This is a genomic window from Streptomyces sp. 378, assembly GCF_030124145.1.
Classification (GTDB): Bacteria; Actinomycetota; Actinomycetes; order Streptomycetales; family Streptomycetaceae; genus Streptomyces.
In genome coordinates this window covers 466,812-485,244 of sequence record NZ_JASKMS010000001.1, presented here as the reverse complement: position 1 = coordinate 485,244, position 18,433 = coordinate 466,812, and the positions used below count along the sequence as shown (strand labels likewise).

Below are 18,433 nucleotides of genomic sequence, written 5' to 3'. Positions count from 1 at the left end.
GTCAGCGCGCGAGCAGCACCAGGGCCAGGGCGGCCAGCGCCGGGACGGTCTGGACGAAGAGGATCTTCCGGCTGGCCGTGGCGGCGCCGTAGAGCCCCGCGATCGCCACGCACACCAGGAAGAACACCGAGACGCGGAAGCCCACCGGGTCGGACGCCACCGCGCCCCACACCAGGCCGGCGGCGAGGAAGCCGTTGTAGAGGCCCTGGTTCGCCGCCAGGGCCTTCGACGCGGCGGCGAACTCGGCGCTGGTGCCGAAGGCGGCCCGGGCCCGCGGCGTGGTCCACAGGAACATCTCCAGCACCAGGATGTACACGTGGAGCGCGGCGAGGGCCAGTACCGCGAGCGTGGCGAGGGTCGACATGCGCTCATCATCACAGGCCCGCCAGGGCCCGTCCTCGTTCGGGCCCTCCCCGGAGGCGGCGGGCCGCGCCGGGTGGCAGATTGCGGCCAGAGGAAGGCCGGGCCCGGCCGTCGCGTCCCCGCGTGTGCCGCTCGGGAGCCGGGTCCGGCCTTCCCGCCCGCGCCCGCTCCGCGGGGTCGCCCCGGTGTCCGGGAAGCGGTGGGCTTCGCGGCCTTCCGCCTCGCCCCGCGCCTGAAGCTCCGCTCCCGCGACGACGCCCGACGTTCTTCACCGCGACCGCCCGCACTCGGCTTCGGGGTGCGGGCGGTCGCCTTTCGTTTTGCGGAACCTTTGCCCGGGGCCGGGCGTTGGGTGGGTGTGCGCGCGTGAGCTCGTGCGGTAGGTGATGCCGACTAGTACCGAGGTGACCTCAATGGCAGTGTGGGACCGGCTCAAGGACCAGGCCAAGGCTCTGCAGCAGGGGCAGGGTGGGCGGAGTGCGTCGGCCGGCGGGCACAGCGGTGGGACGAGGTCCGGTGGTGGCGGCAAGGCCCAGCTGGTCGGCCTGTTCAAAACGCAGCTCGGGTCGCTGAAGAACGAGCTGAAGAGCGGTGCGTACCGGGACGCGAGCATGGCGATGTGCGCCCTGGTCGCGGCGGCCGACGGGAATGTGGACCCGGCCGAGCGCCAGCAGGTCGAGTCGATGATCCTCAGCAACGACGTGCTGCAGAACTTCCCGCCGGAGCAGCTCCGCCAGCGTTTCAACAAGCATGTGGACCAGCTGACCGCCAACTTCCAGCTCGGCAAGTCGGAGGCCATGCAGGAGATCGCCAAGGCCGCCAAGAAGCCCACCGAGGCCAGGGCCGTGATCCAGACGGGCATGGTCATCGCCGGTGCCGACGGCCACTTCTCCCAGGCGGAGGCGACGGTCCTGCGCGAGGCCTGCGCGACGCTGGGGGTGTCCCCGGCCGAGTTCCAGCTCTGACCGGTGGGACACGGGGGCGGCTCCGACGGTCCGGTCGTCCACGGCGTGCCGGCCGCCGGCCCGGGAGGCTCCGAGCGACGGAACCCCGCATGACCACTGTGCCGGGAGCACCGGAGCCTTCCCCGGCCGACGCCGTGAAGGAGCCCGCCGTATGCCCCCCACCGGACCGCCCCCTCGCGCCGCGCCCTCCTGGCCGCCTCGGCCCTGATCCCGCTCACGGCCTGCGGTACGGACGACCGCCCCGCCGGCGATGCGAGGCGGCGAACCCCTGCGCCCACCGGTACGCCGACCGGCGGACCCCCGGTCCACCGGCCCCGGCTGACGGACCTGGAGCGCGCGTACGGCGCCCGCGTCGGCGTCTACGCCCTCGCGACCGGCACCGGAGCCACCGTCGTCCACCGCGCCGGCGAACGCTTCGCGTTCTGCTCGACGTTCAAGGCGCTGGCCGCGGCGGCGGTCCTGCACCACCGCTCCCTGAGCGGCCTGGACCGCCGCGTCACCTACACCGAGGCGGATGTGCGCTCCACCTCGCCGGTCACCGGAAAGCACGTCGCGACCGGGATGACGCTCCGTGAGCTCTGCGACGCCGCCGTCCGCTACAGCGACGGCACGGCGGGCAACCTCCTGATGCGCGACACCGGCGGCCCCGCCGGGCTCACCGCCTATCTGCGCCGGCTCGGCGACTCCACGAGCCGTATGGACCACTACGAGCCCGAACTGCACGACGTACCACCGGACGACCCCGCCGACACCACCACCCCGCAGGCGATCGCCACCGACTTCCGCACGCTCCTGTTGGGCACCGCCCTGCCCGCCCGGGAGCGCAGGCTCCTCATGCACTGGCTGACCCGCAACGCCACCGACGTCGCCGCCCGCCGCATCCGGGCCGGGCTCCCCGGCGACTGGAAGGTGGCCGACAAGACCGGGACGGGCGACTACGGCCGGGCCAACGACATCGCGATCGTCCACCCGCCCCGCACCGAGCCGCTCGTCCTGGCCGTCATGACCGACCGCTCCGGCCACGACAGCGAGCCCTCGGACGCCCTGATCGCCGAAGCGACCCGGCGGACCATCGCCGCCCTGAAGCTCCCGGGGCTCCCGTCGGCGTCTATAACGGGGCCATGATCTATCACGTCGTACCGCTCACCGTCTGGAGCACCGACCCCGATCAGGCGTACGCGCCCGCCTCCCTCACCGAGGAGGGCTTCGTGCACTGTTCCCCGGACGAGGCGACCACCCTGGCCGTCGTCAACGCCTTCTACCGGGACGCGCCCCGGCCCCTGCTCGTGCTCGCCCTGGACGAGGCGCGGCTCACCGCCCGGGTGGAGTGGGAGGCGGCGGCCCCGGCCCCGCCGCCCGGCGTCTCGGCGGACACCCTGTTCCCGCACGTGTTCGGCCCCCTCGACCGGGACGCCGTCGACCACCTCCTCGAGGTGCGGTGGGACGAGGAGGGCCGGGCCGCGGAGCTGCGTACGGCAGGATGACCGGGTGATCGAACAGAAGTCCAGCCCCGCCGCCCCCGCCCCGCACCCCGTCCGGGGAGCGGCCCTCTGCACCATCGGGGCCCTCGCCCTCGCCGCACTGGCCTGGGTGACCCGGGCGGTCTGGCACCTCCGGCTCGCAGCGGCCGGAGAGCCGGCGTCCGGCCCGCCCGACCAGGGCGGCGGCGTGCACCGCCCGCTGAACACGCTGGAGGACTCCTACCACCTGGTCGACTCGGTCGGCAGCACCGTCACGGTCGTGTGCGCCCTCGCGTTCCTGTTCTGGCTGGACCGGATGCGGGACAACGCCAAGGCCCTCTCGGGCGCGGACCCGCGCTACGGCTACCCCTGGCTCTGGCTGGGCTGGATCGTGCCCGTCGTGAACCTGTGGATACCCCGGGGCATCGTCGCGGACGTCCACCGCTCGGCCTTCCCCGAGCGGCGGCTGCCCTCCGTCGTGAACTGGTGGTGGGGCCTGTGGCTGGCCGGTCTGGCCGGCGGCGTGGGGTTCATCTACGCCGAGGACACGGACGAGGTCATCGCCCGTGCCTACGACGGCGTCCTGCCCCTGCTCGCCGCCGACCTGATCATCGTGGCCGCCGCCGGGGCCGCCGCCCTCATGATCCACACGCTCACGACGGCGCAGCAGGAGCACATCGCCGGCCAGGGCAACTGACCGGGCCGCAGCGGCCGGTACACCGACACGGCGAACGAGGCCGTCACCGACACCGGCGTCCGCAACCCCGGGGGCGCCGAGGACGGCGACGTGACGGACTCACGTCGCCGTCCTCACCGCGGCGTCAGAGGAAGCAGTGGGGCAGGGCGTTGCATGCCAGGGCCATGCGGCAGGGCTAGCGACTGCCGCCGAACGTCACGACGAGCCGCCCGTCCGCGGCGAACGACCAGCGCAGGGCGCCGGCGTAGGAGGAGCAGCGGGAGCCGTTCGTGCCGGACCAGAACTGGTTGGAGCTGTCGGAGTTGCCGATGATCCGGTCGTTCGAGCCGCTGTCGCAGGAGGTGTTGCCGCGGAACACCGACTTGCTGCCGGAGTCGAAGTTGAAGTTGCGCTGCTCGTTGCCGACGCTGACGTTGTCCGAGATCTGCATCGCGCCGGTGTTGCTGTTGTAGGTGAAGCCGTGCTTGCCGTTGCCGTGGGCGATGCTGCGCCGGACGATGTGGTTGACCTCGATGTCGTCACCGCCGAGCTTGTAGCCGTTGCGGTCACCGTTGCCGGCCTGACCGCCGTTGCTGAGGGTGCCGTTGTCGTAGGCGAGGGAGTCCTCGATGGTCACCGCGCCGATGGGGCCCGTCTCCGTCTTGGAGTAGAGGTCGTAGCCGTCGTCGATGTTGTTGTGGGCCACGGTGTGGCGGAAGACGTTCCCGGGGCCGACGGTGAGCTTCGGGGCGAAGCCGTCGGCGTCCTCACCGTCGGAGTCGACGTTGTCGTGCGATTCCGCGCTCAGGATGAGGTTGTGGGACGGCCACTGGTCCTTGGGCGTGCTGGAGAGCGTCCGTGAGAGCTGCAGCCCCGAGTCACGGTTGTGGCGCGTCACCGTGCGCTCGATGATGTTGTTGCTGCCGCTGAGGAAGATGCCGTTGTCACCGGCCCGTTCGACGACGAGGCCCTTGACGTGCCAGTACGACGCGTTGACGGCGAGACCACGGTTGGCCGGGTCCTCGCTCTGGGCGGAGAAGTCGAGAACCGGGGTCTCGCCCGGGTAGGCGAACAGTTCCGTGCGGTCGCCGGACGTGCCGTTCTTCCCCGTGGGGACGGTGACCGTCTGGGAGTAGCGGTAGGTGCCGCCGCGCACATAAATGGTGCCGCCGGCGGAGATGCGGCTGATCGCGGAGGTGAGGGTCGTCGGGTTCGACTCGGTGCCGGCCGCGCTGTCGCTGCCGCTCGGCGACACGTACAGGGTCGGGCCGGTGGGCTGTGGGTTGCCGCCGCCCGTCTCGACGTCGAGGTGGTCGATGTTGGGCAGGCCGCCGGAGGTGGTCGGGTTCAGCCGGACGGTGTTGCTGCCCGACCGCAGCGGCACGGTGAGCGTCGTGGTCGCCCAGGTGTTCCAGGCGCCGGTGCCCTCGAAGGACACCGTGCCGGCCGTCGAGCCGTTGACCACGAGGTTCGCGCCGCGTGCGGAGGTCGTGCCGTTGGCGAAGCGGACCTTCAGGGTCGCCGTGCCCGCGGCGGAGGCGTTCACGGTGAACTGGGCGTAGCCACCGGTGCCGTTGTCACCGTTGCAGAAGCCGCTGCCGGAGAACCCGGCCCAGTTCGAGTCGATGGTGCCGGTGCAGACCGCAGGTGCGGCCTCGGCCTCGTAGCGGGTGGTCGCCGCCTGGGCCGGGTTGCCGGACAGGGCGACGAGACCGCCGGCCAGCAGGCCGACGGACGCGATCACTGGTCTCAGGTGCATCGTGCGTCTCCAAGGGTGGTGACGTCTGCGGAACCCGGCCGGGGCAAGCGCTTTCTGGGGGGAACGTAGAAGCTTGCCGTGGGTGCGTCAATAGACCTGTACGTGATTGTCATTCATCATCTTGAACGGCTTCGCCTGCTGTGCGGCCCGTGCCCGCCCTGCCACCGACCCTCTGAACTTCGGGGCTCTCGTCCGCTGTCCGGCCCTGGTGGGAGACCGAGGAGGGCGAGGTGGCCGAGCGGATGCGGCGGCAGGGGCGGGGTGGCTGACCCGGTCCCGCGCGGGGGCCGGGTCAGCGGCTCTCGGCCGCCCTCCGGTCCGTGCTCGGGCGGGCCGCCGACGGGGCGGGGTGTGTCGAGGCGGGGGTGGCCGACGGGGAGCGGGTGGGGTCCGCCCGGCCGGTCGGCTCCGCCGTGGGGCCGGTGCCGGGGACGGACGCACGGGGAACGTCGGTGGCCGGGCGGGGCGTGCCCGGGGACGAGGGACGCGACTCGTACGGGGACGGCACCGGGGTGTCGGGCGCCGAAGGGCTGGGCGGTGTCACCCGTGGGGTCGGCGGGGCCATGGGGATCGTCGGAGCGGTGGGGCGTTCGGGTGCCGTGAGGCGCAGCGGGAGGGCGATGAGCGCGGCGGCGACGCAGCACAGGCCCGCCCCGGCCGCGGCGCGCAGCAGGCGCCGGCGGGTCGCGCGGCGGCGGATCGCCTCGTACTGCCCGGCGGGCGCGCCCAGGTAGTGGGGGGAGGAGGGGCGCAGGATCACGGCGAGCGGGTCGTCGGGGGCGAACTCCGGATCGCCCGGGTCTCCGTCAAGGCGTGTGGTCAAGGCTTCTCCTCAGGTGGACGCGGAGCAGTTCCCGGGCCGCGTGCAGGTCGGCCTTGACGGTTCCTTCCTTGCGCCCGGTCAGTGCGGACACCTCCCGGATCGGCATGTCAGCGTAGTAGTGGAGGAGGATCGGGACGCGCAGCCGTTCCGGCAGTGACTGCACCAGCAGCCGCACCGACGGGTCGGCCTGCTCGGTGTGGGGGCGTACGGCGGCTTCCGAGGTGACGCGGTGCATGGCCCGGCGCTCCCGCTCCAGTTTGCGCCAGTGGTCCCGGACGAGATTGGCCGCGGTGACGTAGAGGAACCCGCGCGGTTCCTCCACGGACGTCCAGCGGGCCCAGAGCCGGGTGAACGCCTCGGAGGCGATCTCGTGGGCCGTCCCGTCGTCGTCGACGAGACGGCGGCACCAGCCGGCGAGGCGCGGGTAGAGGGCGGCGAACAGCTCGGACGCTGCCTTCTCGCGGGACCGTTTCAACGCTCTCCAGGGGTGGGGGGCTCGGAGCCGCTCAGCGCCGCGAACACGATGACGTTGTCCGCGTAACCGTCGCCGGTCCGCGCACCCCCGCACGTGATCAGCCGCAGTTCCGGGCGGTCCACGTTCCCGTAGACGTCGTCCGCCGGGAAGTCGGTTTTCGGGATCGTGCGTACGGCCGTGACGGCGAACTCCGCCGCGGTGCCGTTCTCCAGGCGCGCCACGATCCGGTCGCCCCGGTGCAGCCGGGCGAGGTGGCGGAAGACGCCGTCGCCGTACGGGCCGACCGTGACATGGCCGAGGAGCACCGACGGGCCGGTCCGGCCGGGTGTCGGCGAGTGCCGGTACCAGCCGGCCCGGTCGTGGGCCGTGACCGGCGGCACCTGCACCGTGCCGTCGGCCGCCAGGCCCAGCCGGATGACCGGGGTGTCGACGCCGATGGCCGGGATCAGCAGCCGTACCGGGACCGAACGGGCCAGGGGGCGGGCCCGCTCGGCCGGAACCGGCCGAGCGGTGGTCTTCGCCCGTGGCGCGGTGCTCCCGTGGCTCCCGCACGCCGTCAGCACGGACGCCAGCGCCCCGGCCGTGAACGCGCGCCTGGAGAACGAGCTCATGCCCCGGTCGCCCGGCGGCGGCGTACGACGAAGACGGTGCCGCCGCCCAGGGCGAGCACCGCGGCGGCGCCCGCGCCGATCGCCGTGCCATCGCTCCCGGAGGCCGGCGACGCCGCCGTCACACCGGTGTCGGGCGCGCCGCTCGGCCTGACGGAGACCTGGTCGTCGGCGGGCGCCCGGGTCGGCTCGTCCTCGGCCGGCGCGGGGGTCGGTGCGGCCGTCCGGGTCGGCTCGTCCTCGGCGGGCGCCGGGGTCGGTGCGGCCTCCCGGGTCGGTTCGGCGCTCTCCGCGGGCTGGGTGGTGGGCGCGGCGGGCGAGGGGACCGGGCTCGGGGTCGTCGCCCCGTCCGCGAACGCGGGGCCCGTGCCCATCAGTACGGCGGTGGCCGTGAGGGCCAGGGCACTGAGGACGGTTCGGCGCATGGAATCGCACTCCTTCATCGGTCCGGCCCGATGGTCGGCGGGCCGGATGACAGATCGTGCGGAGAGACGAGGCGGCGACGGGCCCGGTTGTAAAGAGATGGCAAAGTCGCCGCTGGGGCTCCGGGATACTGGGCTGCGCGCCGAAGCCGGGGCCGTTGGCATCCGTCGCGATGACGACTCACTCTGTGAACAGATTGGGGGACCCGTCCGCGCAAGGTGAGCGCTGATGCGCACCGACCTCGCGAACGGGGACTTCCCGCTTTCCTTCTGGCCGCGCGTGCGCGAGTTCGCCGTGCGCCCTCCATGATCGAGACCGCCACCGCGCGCCGCCGTGCCGGTGACTGGGCAGGCGCCTGCGCCGCCGCGGCCAGTCCTGCAGGCGCGGACCTGACCTGCACTCCGAACCCGGCTGCCCCGGACGTCCGGGTCAGCCGTCCCGAAGTCCGCTACGCGGTCCGGAAGCGATCAGTCGCCGCCAGTAGCGCCGTCGTCATGGAGGTCCCCGACAGCCCGTGTCCCTCGCCGTCGATCAGGACGAGTTCCGCGTCCGGCCACACCCGGGCCAGTTGCCACGCGATGTCCACAGGTCCGCTGATGTCCATCCGTCCGTGGACCATCACGCCGGGGATGCCGGCCAGCTTCCCGGCGTCGCGCAGCAGCACCCCGTCCTCCAGGAAGGCGGCATGGCGCCAGTAGTGCGTGACGAGCCGGGCGAAGCGCATCCGGAAGCGCGGGTCCGCGTACCGGGGATCGGGCCGGTGCCCCAGCAGGGTGGAGACGTGCACGTCCTCCCACCGGCACCACTCCCGCGCGGCCCGCTCCCGTACGGCCGGGTCGGGGTCGGCGAGCATCCGGGCGTAGGCGTCCACCAGGCTGCCGTCGCGCTCCGCCCGCGGTACGGCGTCCCGGAACCGGGCCCACTCCGCGGGGAAGATCCGCCCCATGTCCCGGGTCACCCACGCCACCTCGCGGCGCGTGGTCGTGGTGACGCTGAAGAGGACCAGCCCGGACACGGACCCGGGGTGCCGCTCGGCGTAGGCGAGGGCGAGGGTCACGCCCCAGGAGCCGCCGAGGACCAACCACTCCCCGATGCCGAGATGCTGTCGCAGCCGCTCGATGTCGGCGATCAGATGGTGCGTGGTGTTGGTGGCGAGGGAGGTCTCCGGGTCGGCCGCGTCGGGGGTGCTCCGCCCGCAGCCGCGCTGGTCGAGGAGTACGACACGGTAGGCCGCGGGGTCGAACAGCCGGCGCCAGGACGGCCCCGCCCCCGACCCCGGCCCGCCGTGCAGCACGAGGGCGGGCCTGCCGGCCGGATTCCCGCAGGTCTCCCAGTACACGCGGTTGCCGTCACCGACGTCGAGCATGCCGTGGGCGTACGGCTCGATACCGGCGGGATACAGCTCGGCCATACGGGAGGTCCTCTCCTGACCTGGCTGCCTCGGGTCAACCGCGGATGCGACAGCAGGTGTGACAGCGCTGTTAGATTACAGCGTGAGCAATCAACCCGATCCGGTCGCCGTGGGGACGCTGCTCCGTCACGTGCTGGAACTGCTGGACGGCGAGGTGGCCGAGCTCTACAGGGAGCAGGGCCTCGCCGAGTACCGGCCCCGCTTCTCCCCGGTCGTCCGGGCACTCGTGGCCGAAGGCCCGCTCCCGGTACGCGCGTTGGCCGCGGCGATCGACGTCACGCACTCGGCCGCGAGCCAGACGGCGGCCCAGATGGCCCGCGCGGGCCTGGTCACCCACACGCCCGACCCGCTGGACGCCCGCCGCCGATTGGTCGGCCTCACCCCCAAGGCCCGGGCGCTGCTGCCGCGGATCGAGGCGGAGTGGGAGGCGACGAAGGCGGCGATGGCGGAGCTGGACGCGGAACTGTCCATGCCGCTCGGAGAGTTGCTGGCCGAGGTGGTGCGGGCGGTGGGCCGGCGGCCGTTCGGGGAGCGGGTGGCGGCGGCTCGCACGACTACCTGACCTTGGTCCATCCCGCCGGGGCCACCCGGTAGTGGTCCCCGTGCAGGCCGTCCCATCGCAGCAGCGTGATCACCGCAGCACGCCAACCGGCCCGGCCCGGGGCGCGGAGGACGGCGAGGGCGGGGAGGCCGCCCCGGGCCCGCCGGAGTACCCACCTTTTTGTGGGGACTTGGCAGGGCGCCGGTGCCGGGCGAACCTGGTGGTGGGCGGTCGGTGAGGCACAGGATCCGGAAGAGACGGAGGTGGCGTCCGCGTCAGGAGACCGGCCGGGCGGCCCCGGCGAGCTTCTCCAGGCGACGGTGGCCCCAGTCGGACAACGGCGCCAGTGCCTCGGCGAGTTCGCGTCCGAACGCGGTCAGGGAGTAGACCGTCTTCGGCGGCAGCACGTCGTACACCTCCCGGTGCACCAGCCCGTCCGCGGCCATCTCCCGCAGGGCCTCGGTCAGCACCTTCTCGGAGAGGCCCGGCAGCCGTCGGCGCAGCTCCGCCGGGCGGTGCGGGCCCGACTCCAGCAGCCAGAGCAGGGCCGTCTTCCACTTGCCGTCGACCACGGCGATCGCGGCCGTCACCCCGCAGACGTCCGAATCCTGGCGCCGACGCGTCATGACCGTCCCTTTCCTTGTCCCTTGTCCCCTGCCGTGCAGATCAGAGGAGTTCTCGATGTCTTCGTACAGCGCTACCCCGGCCCCGGCGCATTCCGGCGGCCCGGTCGACGCGCACCCGGCCGCCACGGTCACCGTCCTCGGCCTCGGCCCCATGGGCCGGGCGCTGGCCGGTGCGTTCGTCGACGCGGGCCTGCGCACCACCGTGTGGAACCGCACCCCGGGCCGGGACCGGGAACTCCTCGACCGCGGCGCGGCGGGCGCGGCGACGGCGGCCGAGGCGGTGGCGGCGAGCGAGGTGGTCGTCGTCTGCGTGGTGAACTACGACGCCGCCGACGCCGTGCTGTGCCAGGACGAGGTCACGGCCGCCCTCAAGGGCCGTACGCTCGTGCAGTTGACCGCCGACACCCCGGCCCGGGCCCGGGACACCGCCGCGTGGGCGGCCGCGCACGGCGTCCGCTACCTGGACGGCGTGATCATGACCCCGGCGGCCACCATCGGCACGCCCGGCGCGGTCTTCCTGTACAGCGGACCCGGGGACCTCTACCGCGAACTCGCTCTCGTACGGCAGGCGTTGGGAGGCACCCACACCCACCTCGGTGAGGACACGGGCCGGGCCGCGGCCTACGACATCGCCCTGCTCGACATCTTCTGGACGGCGATGGCGGGCTACGCGCACGCCCTGGCGGTGGCCCGGGCCGAGGGAGTCACCCCGACCGAACTGGCACCCTTCGCCCAGGGCATCGGCGCGATCCTCCCGCCGCTGTTCGCGCAGACCGCCGCGGACGCCGACGCCGGCACCTACTCCGGCGAGGACAACCCGCTCACCTCGGCCGTGTCGTCCATGTCCCACATCGTCCACGTCTCCGAGTCGCACGGCATCGACGCCGGTGTCATGCGCGCGGTCGAGGGCATGGCCCGCCGCGCCGTCGGACTGGGTCACGGGCAGGACGGCTTCCTCCGCGTCGCGGAGGTCATCGGACGACGCTGACCGCTATCCGGGGCCGCCGGACTCGCCGAACGCCCGCCGGCACTGGGCGAGCAGCTCGCGCACCGCGGGACTCCGCCCGCTCCGCCAGACCAGGGCGAGCAGAGCCGGTGTCTCGACGTCGTCGACGACCCGGACGACGAGCCGGTCCCGGCGGCTGGCCATCGACTCGCTGAGGACGGCGCCCGGTCGCCCCGGCCCCGTCCGTCACCCTCGCCGCCGTGCCGTGCTCGCCCGCCGGACCAAGCGGGTGGGCACCAGCGTCGTGCCGTGTTCCGCCCCGGCCTCCCGCATCTTGCTGAGCACCCCCTCCACGCACAACCGTCCCACCTCCGCGAAGTCCTGGTGGATGGTGGTGAGGGGCGGGAGGAAGGACGCGGACTCGGGGATGTCGTCGAAGCCGATGACACTGACGTCGTCGGGTACGCGGCGGCCGCGTTCGTGCAGGGCGCGGAGCAGGCCCAGGGCCATCTGGTCGTTGGCCGTGAACACCGCCGTGCACTCCGGCTCGTCGGCGAGGAGCAGACCCACCCGGTAGCCGGACTCGGCCGACCAGTCGCCACGGACCGGGGGCGGCGGGGTCCGGCCCGCCTCGGTGAGTGTGGCGCGCCAGGCGTTGGCGCGGCGCTGGGCGGCGAAGGAGCCCTCCGGGCCGGCCAGGTGCCACACCGTGTCGTGGCCGAGGTCGAGGAGGTGCCGTACGGCGTCACGGGCGCCGCCCGCCTGGTCGGTGTCGACGACGGTGTAGCGGTCGCCGGCGTCGGAATCGGCCACCACGACCTGCACTCCGGGCGGGAGGGAGACCGTCGCCGCGTCGAGGAGGTGGATCTCCATGATGACGATGACGGCGTCCACGGCGAGTTCGCCCAGCCGGGAGAAGGCGCCGTTCACCTCGTCCTGGGTGGGGACGGCCACGGGCAGCAGGGTGACGGCGTAACCGTGCTCGGCGGCGGAGGTGGCGATGGCCTCCAGGGTGCGGATGTTGCCCATGGTGGAGAGCGAGAAGGTGATCACGCCGAGGGTGCGGAACTCGCCCCGGCGCAACGCCCGGGCCGCGCTGTTGGGCCGGTAGCCCAGCTCCCGCATGGCCGCCAGGACCTGCGCCCGGGTGTCCTCGGTGACGCCCGGGAAGCCGTTCGAGACGCGGGAGACCGTCTGGGAGGAGACCCCGGCGAGCTGTGCGACGTCCGCCATGGACGCGCCCTGGCGGGGCCGGGCCGCGCGTCTTCTCGTCCGGCTCGTGCCTCTCGACTCGCTCTCGCCGTCCACTGTGCCCACATTCCCCTCCCTACGCGACCGGCGCGCGAGTTTCGGTCCGGAACGAGTCCTTGACCCCTGAGATTCGGACAGTGTAGACATCCCGCCAGTGGATGTTTACGTAAACATTGCCTAGCCGAAACCGTATGAGAAGCCGCCGAATCCGTACCAGTCGCACCACGTAGGCCCCGATCTCCGCGTCCGCCGGGACATGCGGCACGCAGAAGAGCTGGAGTACTCGAGATGGCACACCGCACCCGCAAGAGAAGGCTCCTCGGGGCCATCGGCGTCACCTTGGCGACCGGGGCCGTCCTGGCCACCGCCACCCTGCCCGCCGCGCACGCCGAGACGACGGCTGCCGAGGCCGCCGCGGCCGGGGTCACCGTCCGGCCCGACCCCTCGTACGCGGGGGAGAGGTTCGAGGGCTGGGGCACCAGCCTGGTCTGGTTCGCCAACGCCACCGGCGACTACCCGCCCGCGATCCGCGAGAAGCTCTACCGGCTCCTCTTCGGCGACGAGGGCCTCGCCCTGAACATCGCCCGTTACAACATCGGCGGCGGCAACGCCCCCGACGTCAAGGACTACCTGCGGGCCGGCGGCGCGGTCGAGGGCTGGTGGAAGGCCCCGGCGGGCACCACCCGCGAGGACGTCGACTGGTGGGACGCGGACGACCCGGCGGACTGGAACAAGAAGGCCGACAAGACGCAGCGCTGGTGGGTCGACCGCATCAAGAAGGACATCACCCACTGGGAGACCTTCAGCAACTCCCCGCCCTGGTTCATGACCGAGAGCGGCTACGTCTCCGGCAACTTCGACGCGGGCGAGGACCAGCTCAAGACCGAGTCCGTCGACGACTTCGCCGAGTACCTGGTGGGCGCGACCGAGCGGCTGGAGAAGGCGCACGGCATCAAGGTCGACACGCTCGACCCGTTCAACGAGCCGAACACGAACTACTGGGGCACCAAACTCGGCCCGGACGGCCAGCCGGTCGGCGGCCGCCAGGAGGGCGCCCACATCGGCCCCGAGCTCCAGCAGAAGGTGCTCCGCGCCCTGGCCCCGGTCCTGAAGAAGTCCCGCTCGGACGCGGAGATATCCGCGATGGACGAGACGAACCCGGGCACGTTCGCAACGAACTGGAACTCCTACCCCCAGGAGGTCCGCGACCTCGTCGACCAGATGAACGTCCACACCTACGGCACCGGACAGCGCACCACCGTCCGCGACCTGGCCAAGGCCGCCGACAAGCCGCTGTGGATGAGCGAGGTCGAGGGCGACTGGGGCGACGGCCAGAGCTTCACGGACATGCGGCCCGGCCTGGGCCTGGCCCAGCGCATGGTGGACGACCTGCGCGAACTGGAGCCCAAGGCCTGGGTGTTCTGGCAGCCCGTCGAGGACTACGACAACATGAAGCCGGGCGGGGAGTCCGCCAAGGGCGGCAACTGGGGCGAGATCCAGCTTCCGTTCAGCTGCACCGCGAAGGACACCCTGAAGTCCTGCCCGATCTACACCAACACCAAGTTCGACACGGCCCGCAACTTCACGCACTTCATCAAGCCCGGCGACCGGCTGATCAAGACGAACGACACGTCCAGCACCGCGGCGGTCTCCCGCAAGGGCGACGCGGCGACCGTCGTCCACGTCAACAGCGGCACCGAGGCCCGCGAGGTCACGCTCGACCTGTCGAAGTTCGGCCGGGTCTCCTCCCGCGCCACGGTCACCCCCGTGGTGACCAGCGCCGACGGCAAGCTGGAGAAGCGGAAGGCCGTCCGGGTCACCGGCGAGCAGGCCACGCTCACCGTGCCCGCCCAGTCGGTGACGTCCTTCCTCGTCAAGGGCGTCTCCGGCGTCGCGAAGGACGCGGCCGAACTGCGCAAGGGGCACACCTACCGCCTCACGGGCGTCCAGAGCGGCAAGGACCTCACCATCGCCGGGAACGGCACGGGCCTGGTCATCAGGACCCCGAACGCCGCCGACCCCAGCGGCCGGCAGTGGCGGGTGGAGCAGGTCCGCGGTGACGGCAACCGCAAGCGCTACGTCCTCACCGAGACCGGCACGGACAAGCGCCTGGCGATCCGTGAGGGCGCCCTGGTCGCCGAACCCGACGAGGGCCGCCGCGACGCCGCCGCGCAGTGGATCGCGTCCACGACCGGCGACGGCACGTGGACGCTCGTGAACGCGGCGACCGGTCAGCTCCCGGACGTCGGGGGCCAGTCCACGACCGACGGGGCCTCCGTCGGCGTCTGGCAGCCGAACTCCGGGTCCAACCAGCGCTGGAAGGTGACCGAGGTGACGGGCGACTGACCCTCGCCCGGCGTCCGTCCCACGACGCCCCCGGCTTCCGCGCCCCTACCGGCGGCGGAAGCCGGGGGCGTCGTACGTCACCACCCGGTTCCCTGGCTCGCCGCCCGGTCCCTCTGGCTCGCCGCCCGGTCCCCGGGCTCACCGCCCGGCCCCTCTGGCTCACCGCCCGGCCCCCCGGCGCACCACCCGGCCCCCCGGCGCACCACCCGCCCCCCCCGGCGCACCACCCGCCCCCCGGCTCACCGCCGTCCGGGGCCGCGGCCCCGGACGGCCTACCGCCCCTGTCGCTGCACGGGGAGTCGGCCGGTCTCGTGGCCGGCGCGCGCCGGGCTCCGGCTCGGCGGACTGATGGCCGTCGCGCCGCTCACCGGGGAGTACGCGGGTGCCGCGGCCGGCGTCGGCTCCCGGGCCCCGTCGTGTGGACCGGGTCGCGGACGACAGGCCCTGGGATCGGCGGGCCGGTTCAGCGGCGGCGGCCCCGGGGCGGCCTGCTCCGTCGTCCGTTCGGAGCGGAACCCGTGCGCGCGGGCGGCTGCTCGGCGGCCGGCGGTGCGATGACGACGGGCACGCCCGAGGGCTCCTGCGCCCCGGTGATGCGGCTCAGCTCGGGCTCGCCCGAGCGGACGCGCGTGACCTGCGGGGTGATGCCCGCGTCGGCCATCAGCCGGGTCATCTCGCGGCGCTGGTGGGGCAGGACCAGCGTGACGACGGTGCCGGACTCGCCGGCGCGGGCGGTACGGCCGCCGCGGTGCAGGTAGTCCTTGTGGTCACCGGGCGGGTCCACGTTGACGACCAGATCGAGGTTGTCGACGTGGATGCCGCGGGCGGCGACGTTGGTCGCCACCAGGACGGTGACGTGGCCGTCCTTGAAGCGGGCCAGGGTCTTGGTCCGCTGGGACTGGGACTTCCCGCCGTGCAGCGCCATGGCGCGCACGCCGACCGCCAGCAGTTTCTTGGCCAGCCGGTCGGCGGCGTGCTTGGTGTCGAGGAACATGATCACGCGTCCGTCGCGGGCGGCGATCCGGGTCGTGGTGGCGTGCTTGTCCGCGTCCTCCACGTGCAGCAGGTGGTGCTCCATCGTGGTGACCGCGCCCGCGGAGGGGTCGACGGAGTGCACCACCGGGTCGTGCAGGTACGTGCGGACCAGCCGGTCGACGTTGCGGTCCAGGGTGGCGGAGAACAGCATCCGCTGTCCGCCCGGGCGCACCTGGTCGAGCAGCGCGGTGACCTGCGGCATGAAGCCCATGTCGGTCATCTGGTCGGCCTCGTCGAGGACGGTGACGCCGACGTGGTCCAGTCGGCAGTCGCCGCGGTCGATGAGGTCCTTGAGGCGGCCGGGCGTCGCGACGACGACCTCGGCACCGGTGCGCAGCGCGTTCGCCTGCCGGCCGATCGGCAAGCCGCCGACCACCGTGGCGAGCCGCAGCCGCAGCGCGCGGGCGAACGGGGCGAGGGCGTCGGTGACCTGCTGGGCCAGTTCGCGCGTGGGCACGAGGACGAGGGCCAGGGGCTGCCGGGCCTCCGCGCGCTGCCCGTCGACGCGGGCCAGCAGGGCGAGGCCGAAGGCGAGCGTCTTGCCCGAGCCGGTGCGCCCGCGGCCCAGGACGTCCCGGCCGGCCAGCGAGTTCGGCAGCGTCGCCGCCTGGATCGGGAACGGCGCGGTCAGTCCCTCGGCGGTCAGAGCGGCCAGCAGCCGTTCGGGCAGGTCGAGTTCGGCGAACGCCTCGACGGCCGGCAGCGCCGGGGTGACGGTGACGGGCGGTGCGAACTCCTGGCCGGTGGCGGGGCGGCGCCCGCCGCGGCCGCCGCCGGCCGGACGGGACGCGGTGCCCCCGCCGCCCGACTTCCGGGACCGGACCTGGTTGTTACGGGAGTGGGGGGAGCCGTTGCTCCTGCGAGCTGTGCGGTCCATGGGGAACCTTCCTCGATGCGGCACGCGTCGAGGAATGCGCGGCGGCACGGCAGCCGCAGGATTCGCAAGAGTTGAGCCGGAGAAGAGCAAAACGAGCCGAGGCCCGCACCGCGAGGGTGCGGGCCCCGGTCAGGGCATTCGCGTACGCGTCAGGCGGGAACGATGTTCTCGGCCTGCGGGCCCTTCTGGCCCTGCGTGACGTCGAAGGTAACCTTCTGGCCTTCCTGAAGCTCGCGGAAGCCGGAGGTGGCGATGTTCGAGTAGTGGGCGAAGACGTCCGGGCCGCCACCCTCCTGCTCGATGAAGCCGAAGCCCTTTTCCGCGTTGAACCACTTCACGGTGCCAGTTGCCATGTGCATCTCCCTTGAGGGGCAGTACCCGAGACCTGCACTTTGCCGACTCGGGGTCGCTGAAATGATCACCCTCCGGAGAGATTCGAAAATCCTCGGAAACAAAAAGAGTGCTCGTCGACGGAGGCCGATAGAGCACTCGAAGTCTTTGGGAACCAAAACTGCAACACCAGCCAAGGTAGCACAAGCCGGCTCGGTTGGCTCGGGAATCTCATATGGGAGGTGGATCACGCCTGACGTGGCTGATTTTCTGCGTCGGGTGGGCCGTCCGGCCTTCCGGGCGGCCCACCCTCTCGCCGAGCCGGCCTACGGCCTGCCGTAGGCCGCCACGATGATGTTCTCGGCGGTCCTGCTCATGCCCTGGCCCTTGGCGTCGGTGGAGTTGACGCTGTAGACGAGGGTGCGGGAGCCGTCGCGGGTGGAGGCGATGGCGGCGTTGTACCCCCAGCGCCCGCCCGTCTTGCCCCACACCTCGCGTCCGCCCAGCACCTTCATGGACAGGCCGGCGGAGTAGGCGGCCGGTTTCCCGCTCCGGAAGTCGCTCACCCGGGGCAGCGTGAACATCTCCTCCAGCAGCGGCCCGCGCACGACCTGTCCCCGGAACAGGGCGTGGGTGAAGCGCTCCAGGTCCGCGGTGGTGGAGATGATGTCCCCGGCCGCCCAGCCGTCCGTCGCCCCCCACACGGAGACGTCCCGGAGCCCCGTCGTGCCGTCGTCGAGCCGCATGATCTGGTAGCCGTGGTTGTGCGGCCCGGTGATGCGCGGGTTCGTCCCCGGGAAGGAGGTGCTCCGCAGCTCCAGCGGCGCGAGCACCCGCCGGGCGACCTGACGCTCGTAGGAGTCATGCGTGACGCGCTCGATGAGCAGGCCCGCGATCGTGTACCCGATGTTCAGGTAGTGCTGCCGCTCGCCCGGCGCGAACTCGGGGTCCTTCGACGTCGCCGAGCGGACCATGTCCCGGGGGTCGTGGACGCGGAAGCGGTGCGCGTACCACTCCTCGACTGTGGTGCCGGGGAAGTCCGGGGCCGGAATGCCGTGCGTGTGGTCGAGGAGCTGGCGGACGGTGACGCCCCCGTAGGACGCCGGGATCAGGTCCGGCAGATACGAGCGGACGCTGCGGTCCAGGTTTAGCCGACCCTCCTCGGCCAGTTGCAGCGCGACCGCGGCGGTGAAGACCTTGGTCACGGACCCGGCGCGGAAGCGGGCCGCCGGGTCGGCGGCCCGGCCGGTCCGCAGATCACGCACCCCCGAACTGCCGTGCCAGACGCCCTCCTCGCCGCCGACGCGGACGAGGGCGGCGGTGGCGTCGGCGTCGGGGAGGCCGGCGATCGCGGCTTCGAGGGCGGCGTCCGGGGACGGCGCGGCCGTCGACGCGGCCGGGGCGGAGGCGGCGGCCGGGAGCACGGACGGCCCCGCGGCGATCCCCACGACGAGTACGGCGGCGGTCAGCAGGCTGGTACGGGTCTTCATGGCGAACTCCGGCGAGAGGGGGCGACGT

General features: G+C 72.9%; 20 protein-coding genes. 7 read left to right on the top strand and 13 right to left on the bottom strand.

Going from position 1 to position 18,433, the window contains the following annotated elements; translation table 11 throughout:
• Position 1: 1 nt before the first annotated feature.
• Positions 2-364: a DUF1304 domain-containing protein gene (locus QNO09_RS02255; RefSeq protein WP_283968285.1), complete on the bottom strand. Its 363-nt coding sequence runs from the start codon at positions 362-364 to the stop codon at positions 2-4.
• A gap of 412 nt (positions 365-776) precedes the next feature.
• Here QNO09_RS02255 and QNO09_RS02250 point away from each other — a divergent pair, with 412 nt between their 5' ends.
• From QNO09_RS02250 to QNO09_RS02235, 4 genes are all read left to right on the top strand, one after another.
• Positions 777-1,328: a tellurite resistance TerB family protein gene (locus QNO09_RS02250; protein ID WP_283968284.1), complete on the top strand. Its 552-nt coding sequence runs from the start codon at positions 777-779 to the stop codon at positions 1,326-1,328.
• A 189-nt stretch (positions 1,329-1,517) separates the two neighbouring features.
• Positions 1,518-2,453, top strand: a complete 936-nt coding sequence (bla, locus tag QNO09_RS02245; RefSeq protein ID WP_283968408.1) for a class A beta-lactamase — start codon at positions 1,518-1,520, stop codon at positions 2,451-2,453.
• Positions 2,450-2,812 carry a DUF952 domain-containing protein gene (locus QNO09_RS02240; protein ID WP_283968283.1) on the top strand — a complete coding sequence of 121 codons (363 nt, stop codon included), beginning with the start codon at positions 2,450-2,452 and terminating at the stop codon, positions 2,810-2,812. The genes bla and QNO09_RS02240 overlap by 4 nt, the downstream gene beginning before the upstream one ends.
• Before the next feature lie 4 nt (positions 2,813-2,816).
• The gene (locus QNO09_RS02235) at positions 2,817-3,485 is read left to right on the top strand and encodes a DUF4328 domain-containing protein (protein ID WP_502962230.1); all 669 of its coding nucleotides are present in this window, start codon (positions 2,817-2,819) and stop codon (positions 3,483-3,485) included.
• 175 nt (positions 3,486-3,660) lie between these two features.
• On the opposite strand, the gene QNO09_RS02230 is transcribed toward QNO09_RS02235, so the two are convergent.
• From QNO09_RS02230 to pip, 6 genes are all read right to left on the bottom strand, one after another.
• Entirely contained in the window at positions 3,661-5,223 is a 1,563-nt protein-coding gene (locus QNO09_RS02230) for a right-handed parallel beta-helix repeat-containing protein (RefSeq protein WP_283968282.1), read from the bottom strand.
• Between the two features lie 292 nt (positions 5,224-5,515).
• Positions 5,516-6,046: a hypothetical protein gene (locus QNO09_RS02225; RefSeq protein ID WP_283968281.1), complete on the bottom strand. Its 531-nt coding sequence runs from the start codon at positions 6,044-6,046 to the stop codon at positions 5,516-5,518.
• Positions 6,030-6,521, bottom strand: a complete 492-nt coding sequence (locus QNO09_RS02220) for an RNA polymerase sigma factor (RefSeq protein ID WP_283968280.1) — start codon at positions 6,519-6,521, stop codon at positions 6,030-6,032. Before QNO09_RS02220 ends, QNO09_RS02225 begins: the two co-directional genes overlap by 17 nt.
• Positions 6,518-7,132, bottom strand: coding sequence for a class F sortase (locus tag QNO09_RS02215; RefSeq protein WP_283968279.1), 615 nt, complete (start codon positions 7,130-7,132; stop codon positions 6,518-6,520). The genes QNO09_RS02220 and QNO09_RS02215 overlap by 4 nt, the downstream gene beginning before the upstream one ends.
• Positions 7,129-7,554, bottom strand: coding sequence for a sortase-dependent protein (locus QNO09_RS02210; protein ID WP_283968278.1), 426 nt, complete (start codon positions 7,552-7,554; stop codon positions 7,129-7,131). The genes QNO09_RS02215 and QNO09_RS02210 overlap by 4 nt, the downstream gene beginning before the upstream one ends.
• A 446-nt stretch (positions 7,555-8,000) precedes the next feature.
• The gene (gene pip / locus QNO09_RS02205) at positions 8,001-8,963 is read right to left on the bottom strand and encodes a prolyl aminopeptidase (RefSeq protein WP_283968277.1); all 963 of its coding nucleotides are present in this window, start codon (positions 8,961-8,963) and stop codon (positions 8,001-8,003) included.
• Positions 8,964-9,045: 82 nt separating this feature from the next.
• On the opposite strand from pip, the gene QNO09_RS02200 reads away from it, so the two are divergent.
• The gene (locus tag QNO09_RS02200; protein ID WP_283968276.1) at positions 9,046-9,525 is read left to right on the top strand and encodes a MarR family winged helix-turn-helix transcriptional regulator; all 480 of its coding nucleotides are present in this window, start codon (positions 9,046-9,048) and stop codon (positions 9,523-9,525) included.
• Positions 9,526-9,779: 254 nt separating this feature from the next.
• Here the strand turns inward: QNO09_RS02200 and QNO09_RS02195 are convergent, their stop codons facing one another.
• Positions 9,780-10,130 carry a winged helix-turn-helix transcriptional regulator gene (locus QNO09_RS02195; RefSeq protein ID WP_283968275.1) on the bottom strand — a complete coding sequence of 117 codons (351 nt, stop codon included), beginning with the start codon at positions 10,128-10,130 and terminating at the stop codon, positions 9,780-9,782.
• Between the two features lie 55 nt (positions 10,131-10,185).
• Here QNO09_RS02195 and QNO09_RS02190 point away from each other — a divergent pair, with 55 nt between their 5' ends.
• On the top strand, positions 10,186-11,118 hold the full coding sequence (locus QNO09_RS02190; RefSeq protein WP_283968274.1) for an NAD(P)-dependent oxidoreductase: 933 nt from the start codon (positions 10,186-10,188) through the stop codon (positions 11,116-11,118).
• Positions 11,119-11,121: 3 nt separating this feature from the next.
• On the opposite strand, the gene QNO09_RS02185 is transcribed toward QNO09_RS02190, so the two are convergent.
• Together QNO09_RS02185 and QNO09_RS02180 are read right to left on the bottom strand one after the other, a co-directional pair.
• Positions 11,122-11,280, bottom strand: coding sequence for a hypothetical protein (locus tag QNO09_RS02185; RefSeq protein WP_283968273.1), 159 nt, complete (start codon positions 11,278-11,280; stop codon positions 11,122-11,124).
• Between the two features lie 42 nt (positions 11,281-11,322).
• The gene (locus tag QNO09_RS02180; protein ID WP_283968272.1) at positions 11,323-12,309 is read right to left on the bottom strand and encodes a LacI family DNA-binding transcriptional regulator; all 987 of its coding nucleotides are present in this window, start codon (positions 12,307-12,309) and stop codon (positions 11,323-11,325) included.
• Between the two features lie 306 nt (positions 12,310-12,615).
• Here QNO09_RS02180 and QNO09_RS02175 point away from each other — a divergent pair, with 306 nt between their 5' ends.
• Entirely contained in the window at positions 12,616-14,673 is a 2,058-nt protein-coding gene (locus QNO09_RS02175; RefSeq protein ID WP_283968271.1) for a glycoside hydrolase, read from the top strand.
• A gap of 463 nt (positions 14,674-15,136) precedes the next feature.
• On the opposite strand, the gene QNO09_RS02170 is transcribed toward QNO09_RS02175, so the two are convergent.
• From QNO09_RS02170 to QNO09_RS02160, 3 genes are all read right to left on the bottom strand, one after another.
• Positions 15,137-16,585, bottom strand: a complete 1,449-nt coding sequence (locus QNO09_RS02170; RefSeq protein ID WP_283968270.1) for a DEAD/DEAH box helicase — start codon at positions 16,583-16,585, stop codon at positions 15,137-15,139.
• A 149-nt stretch (positions 16,586-16,734) separates the two neighbouring features.
• Positions 16,735-16,938 (bottom strand): cold-shock protein, encoded by a 204-nt coding sequence (locus QNO09_RS02165; RefSeq protein ID WP_030846597.1) that lies wholly within the window; start codon positions 16,936-16,938, stop codon positions 16,735-16,737.
• Positions 16,939-17,241: 303 nt separating this feature from the next.
• Positions 17,242-18,405, bottom strand: a complete 1,164-nt coding sequence (locus QNO09_RS02160; protein ID WP_283968269.1) for a serine hydrolase domain-containing protein — start codon at positions 18,403-18,405, stop codon at positions 17,242-17,244.
• Positions 18,406-18,433: the final 28 nt, after the last annotated feature.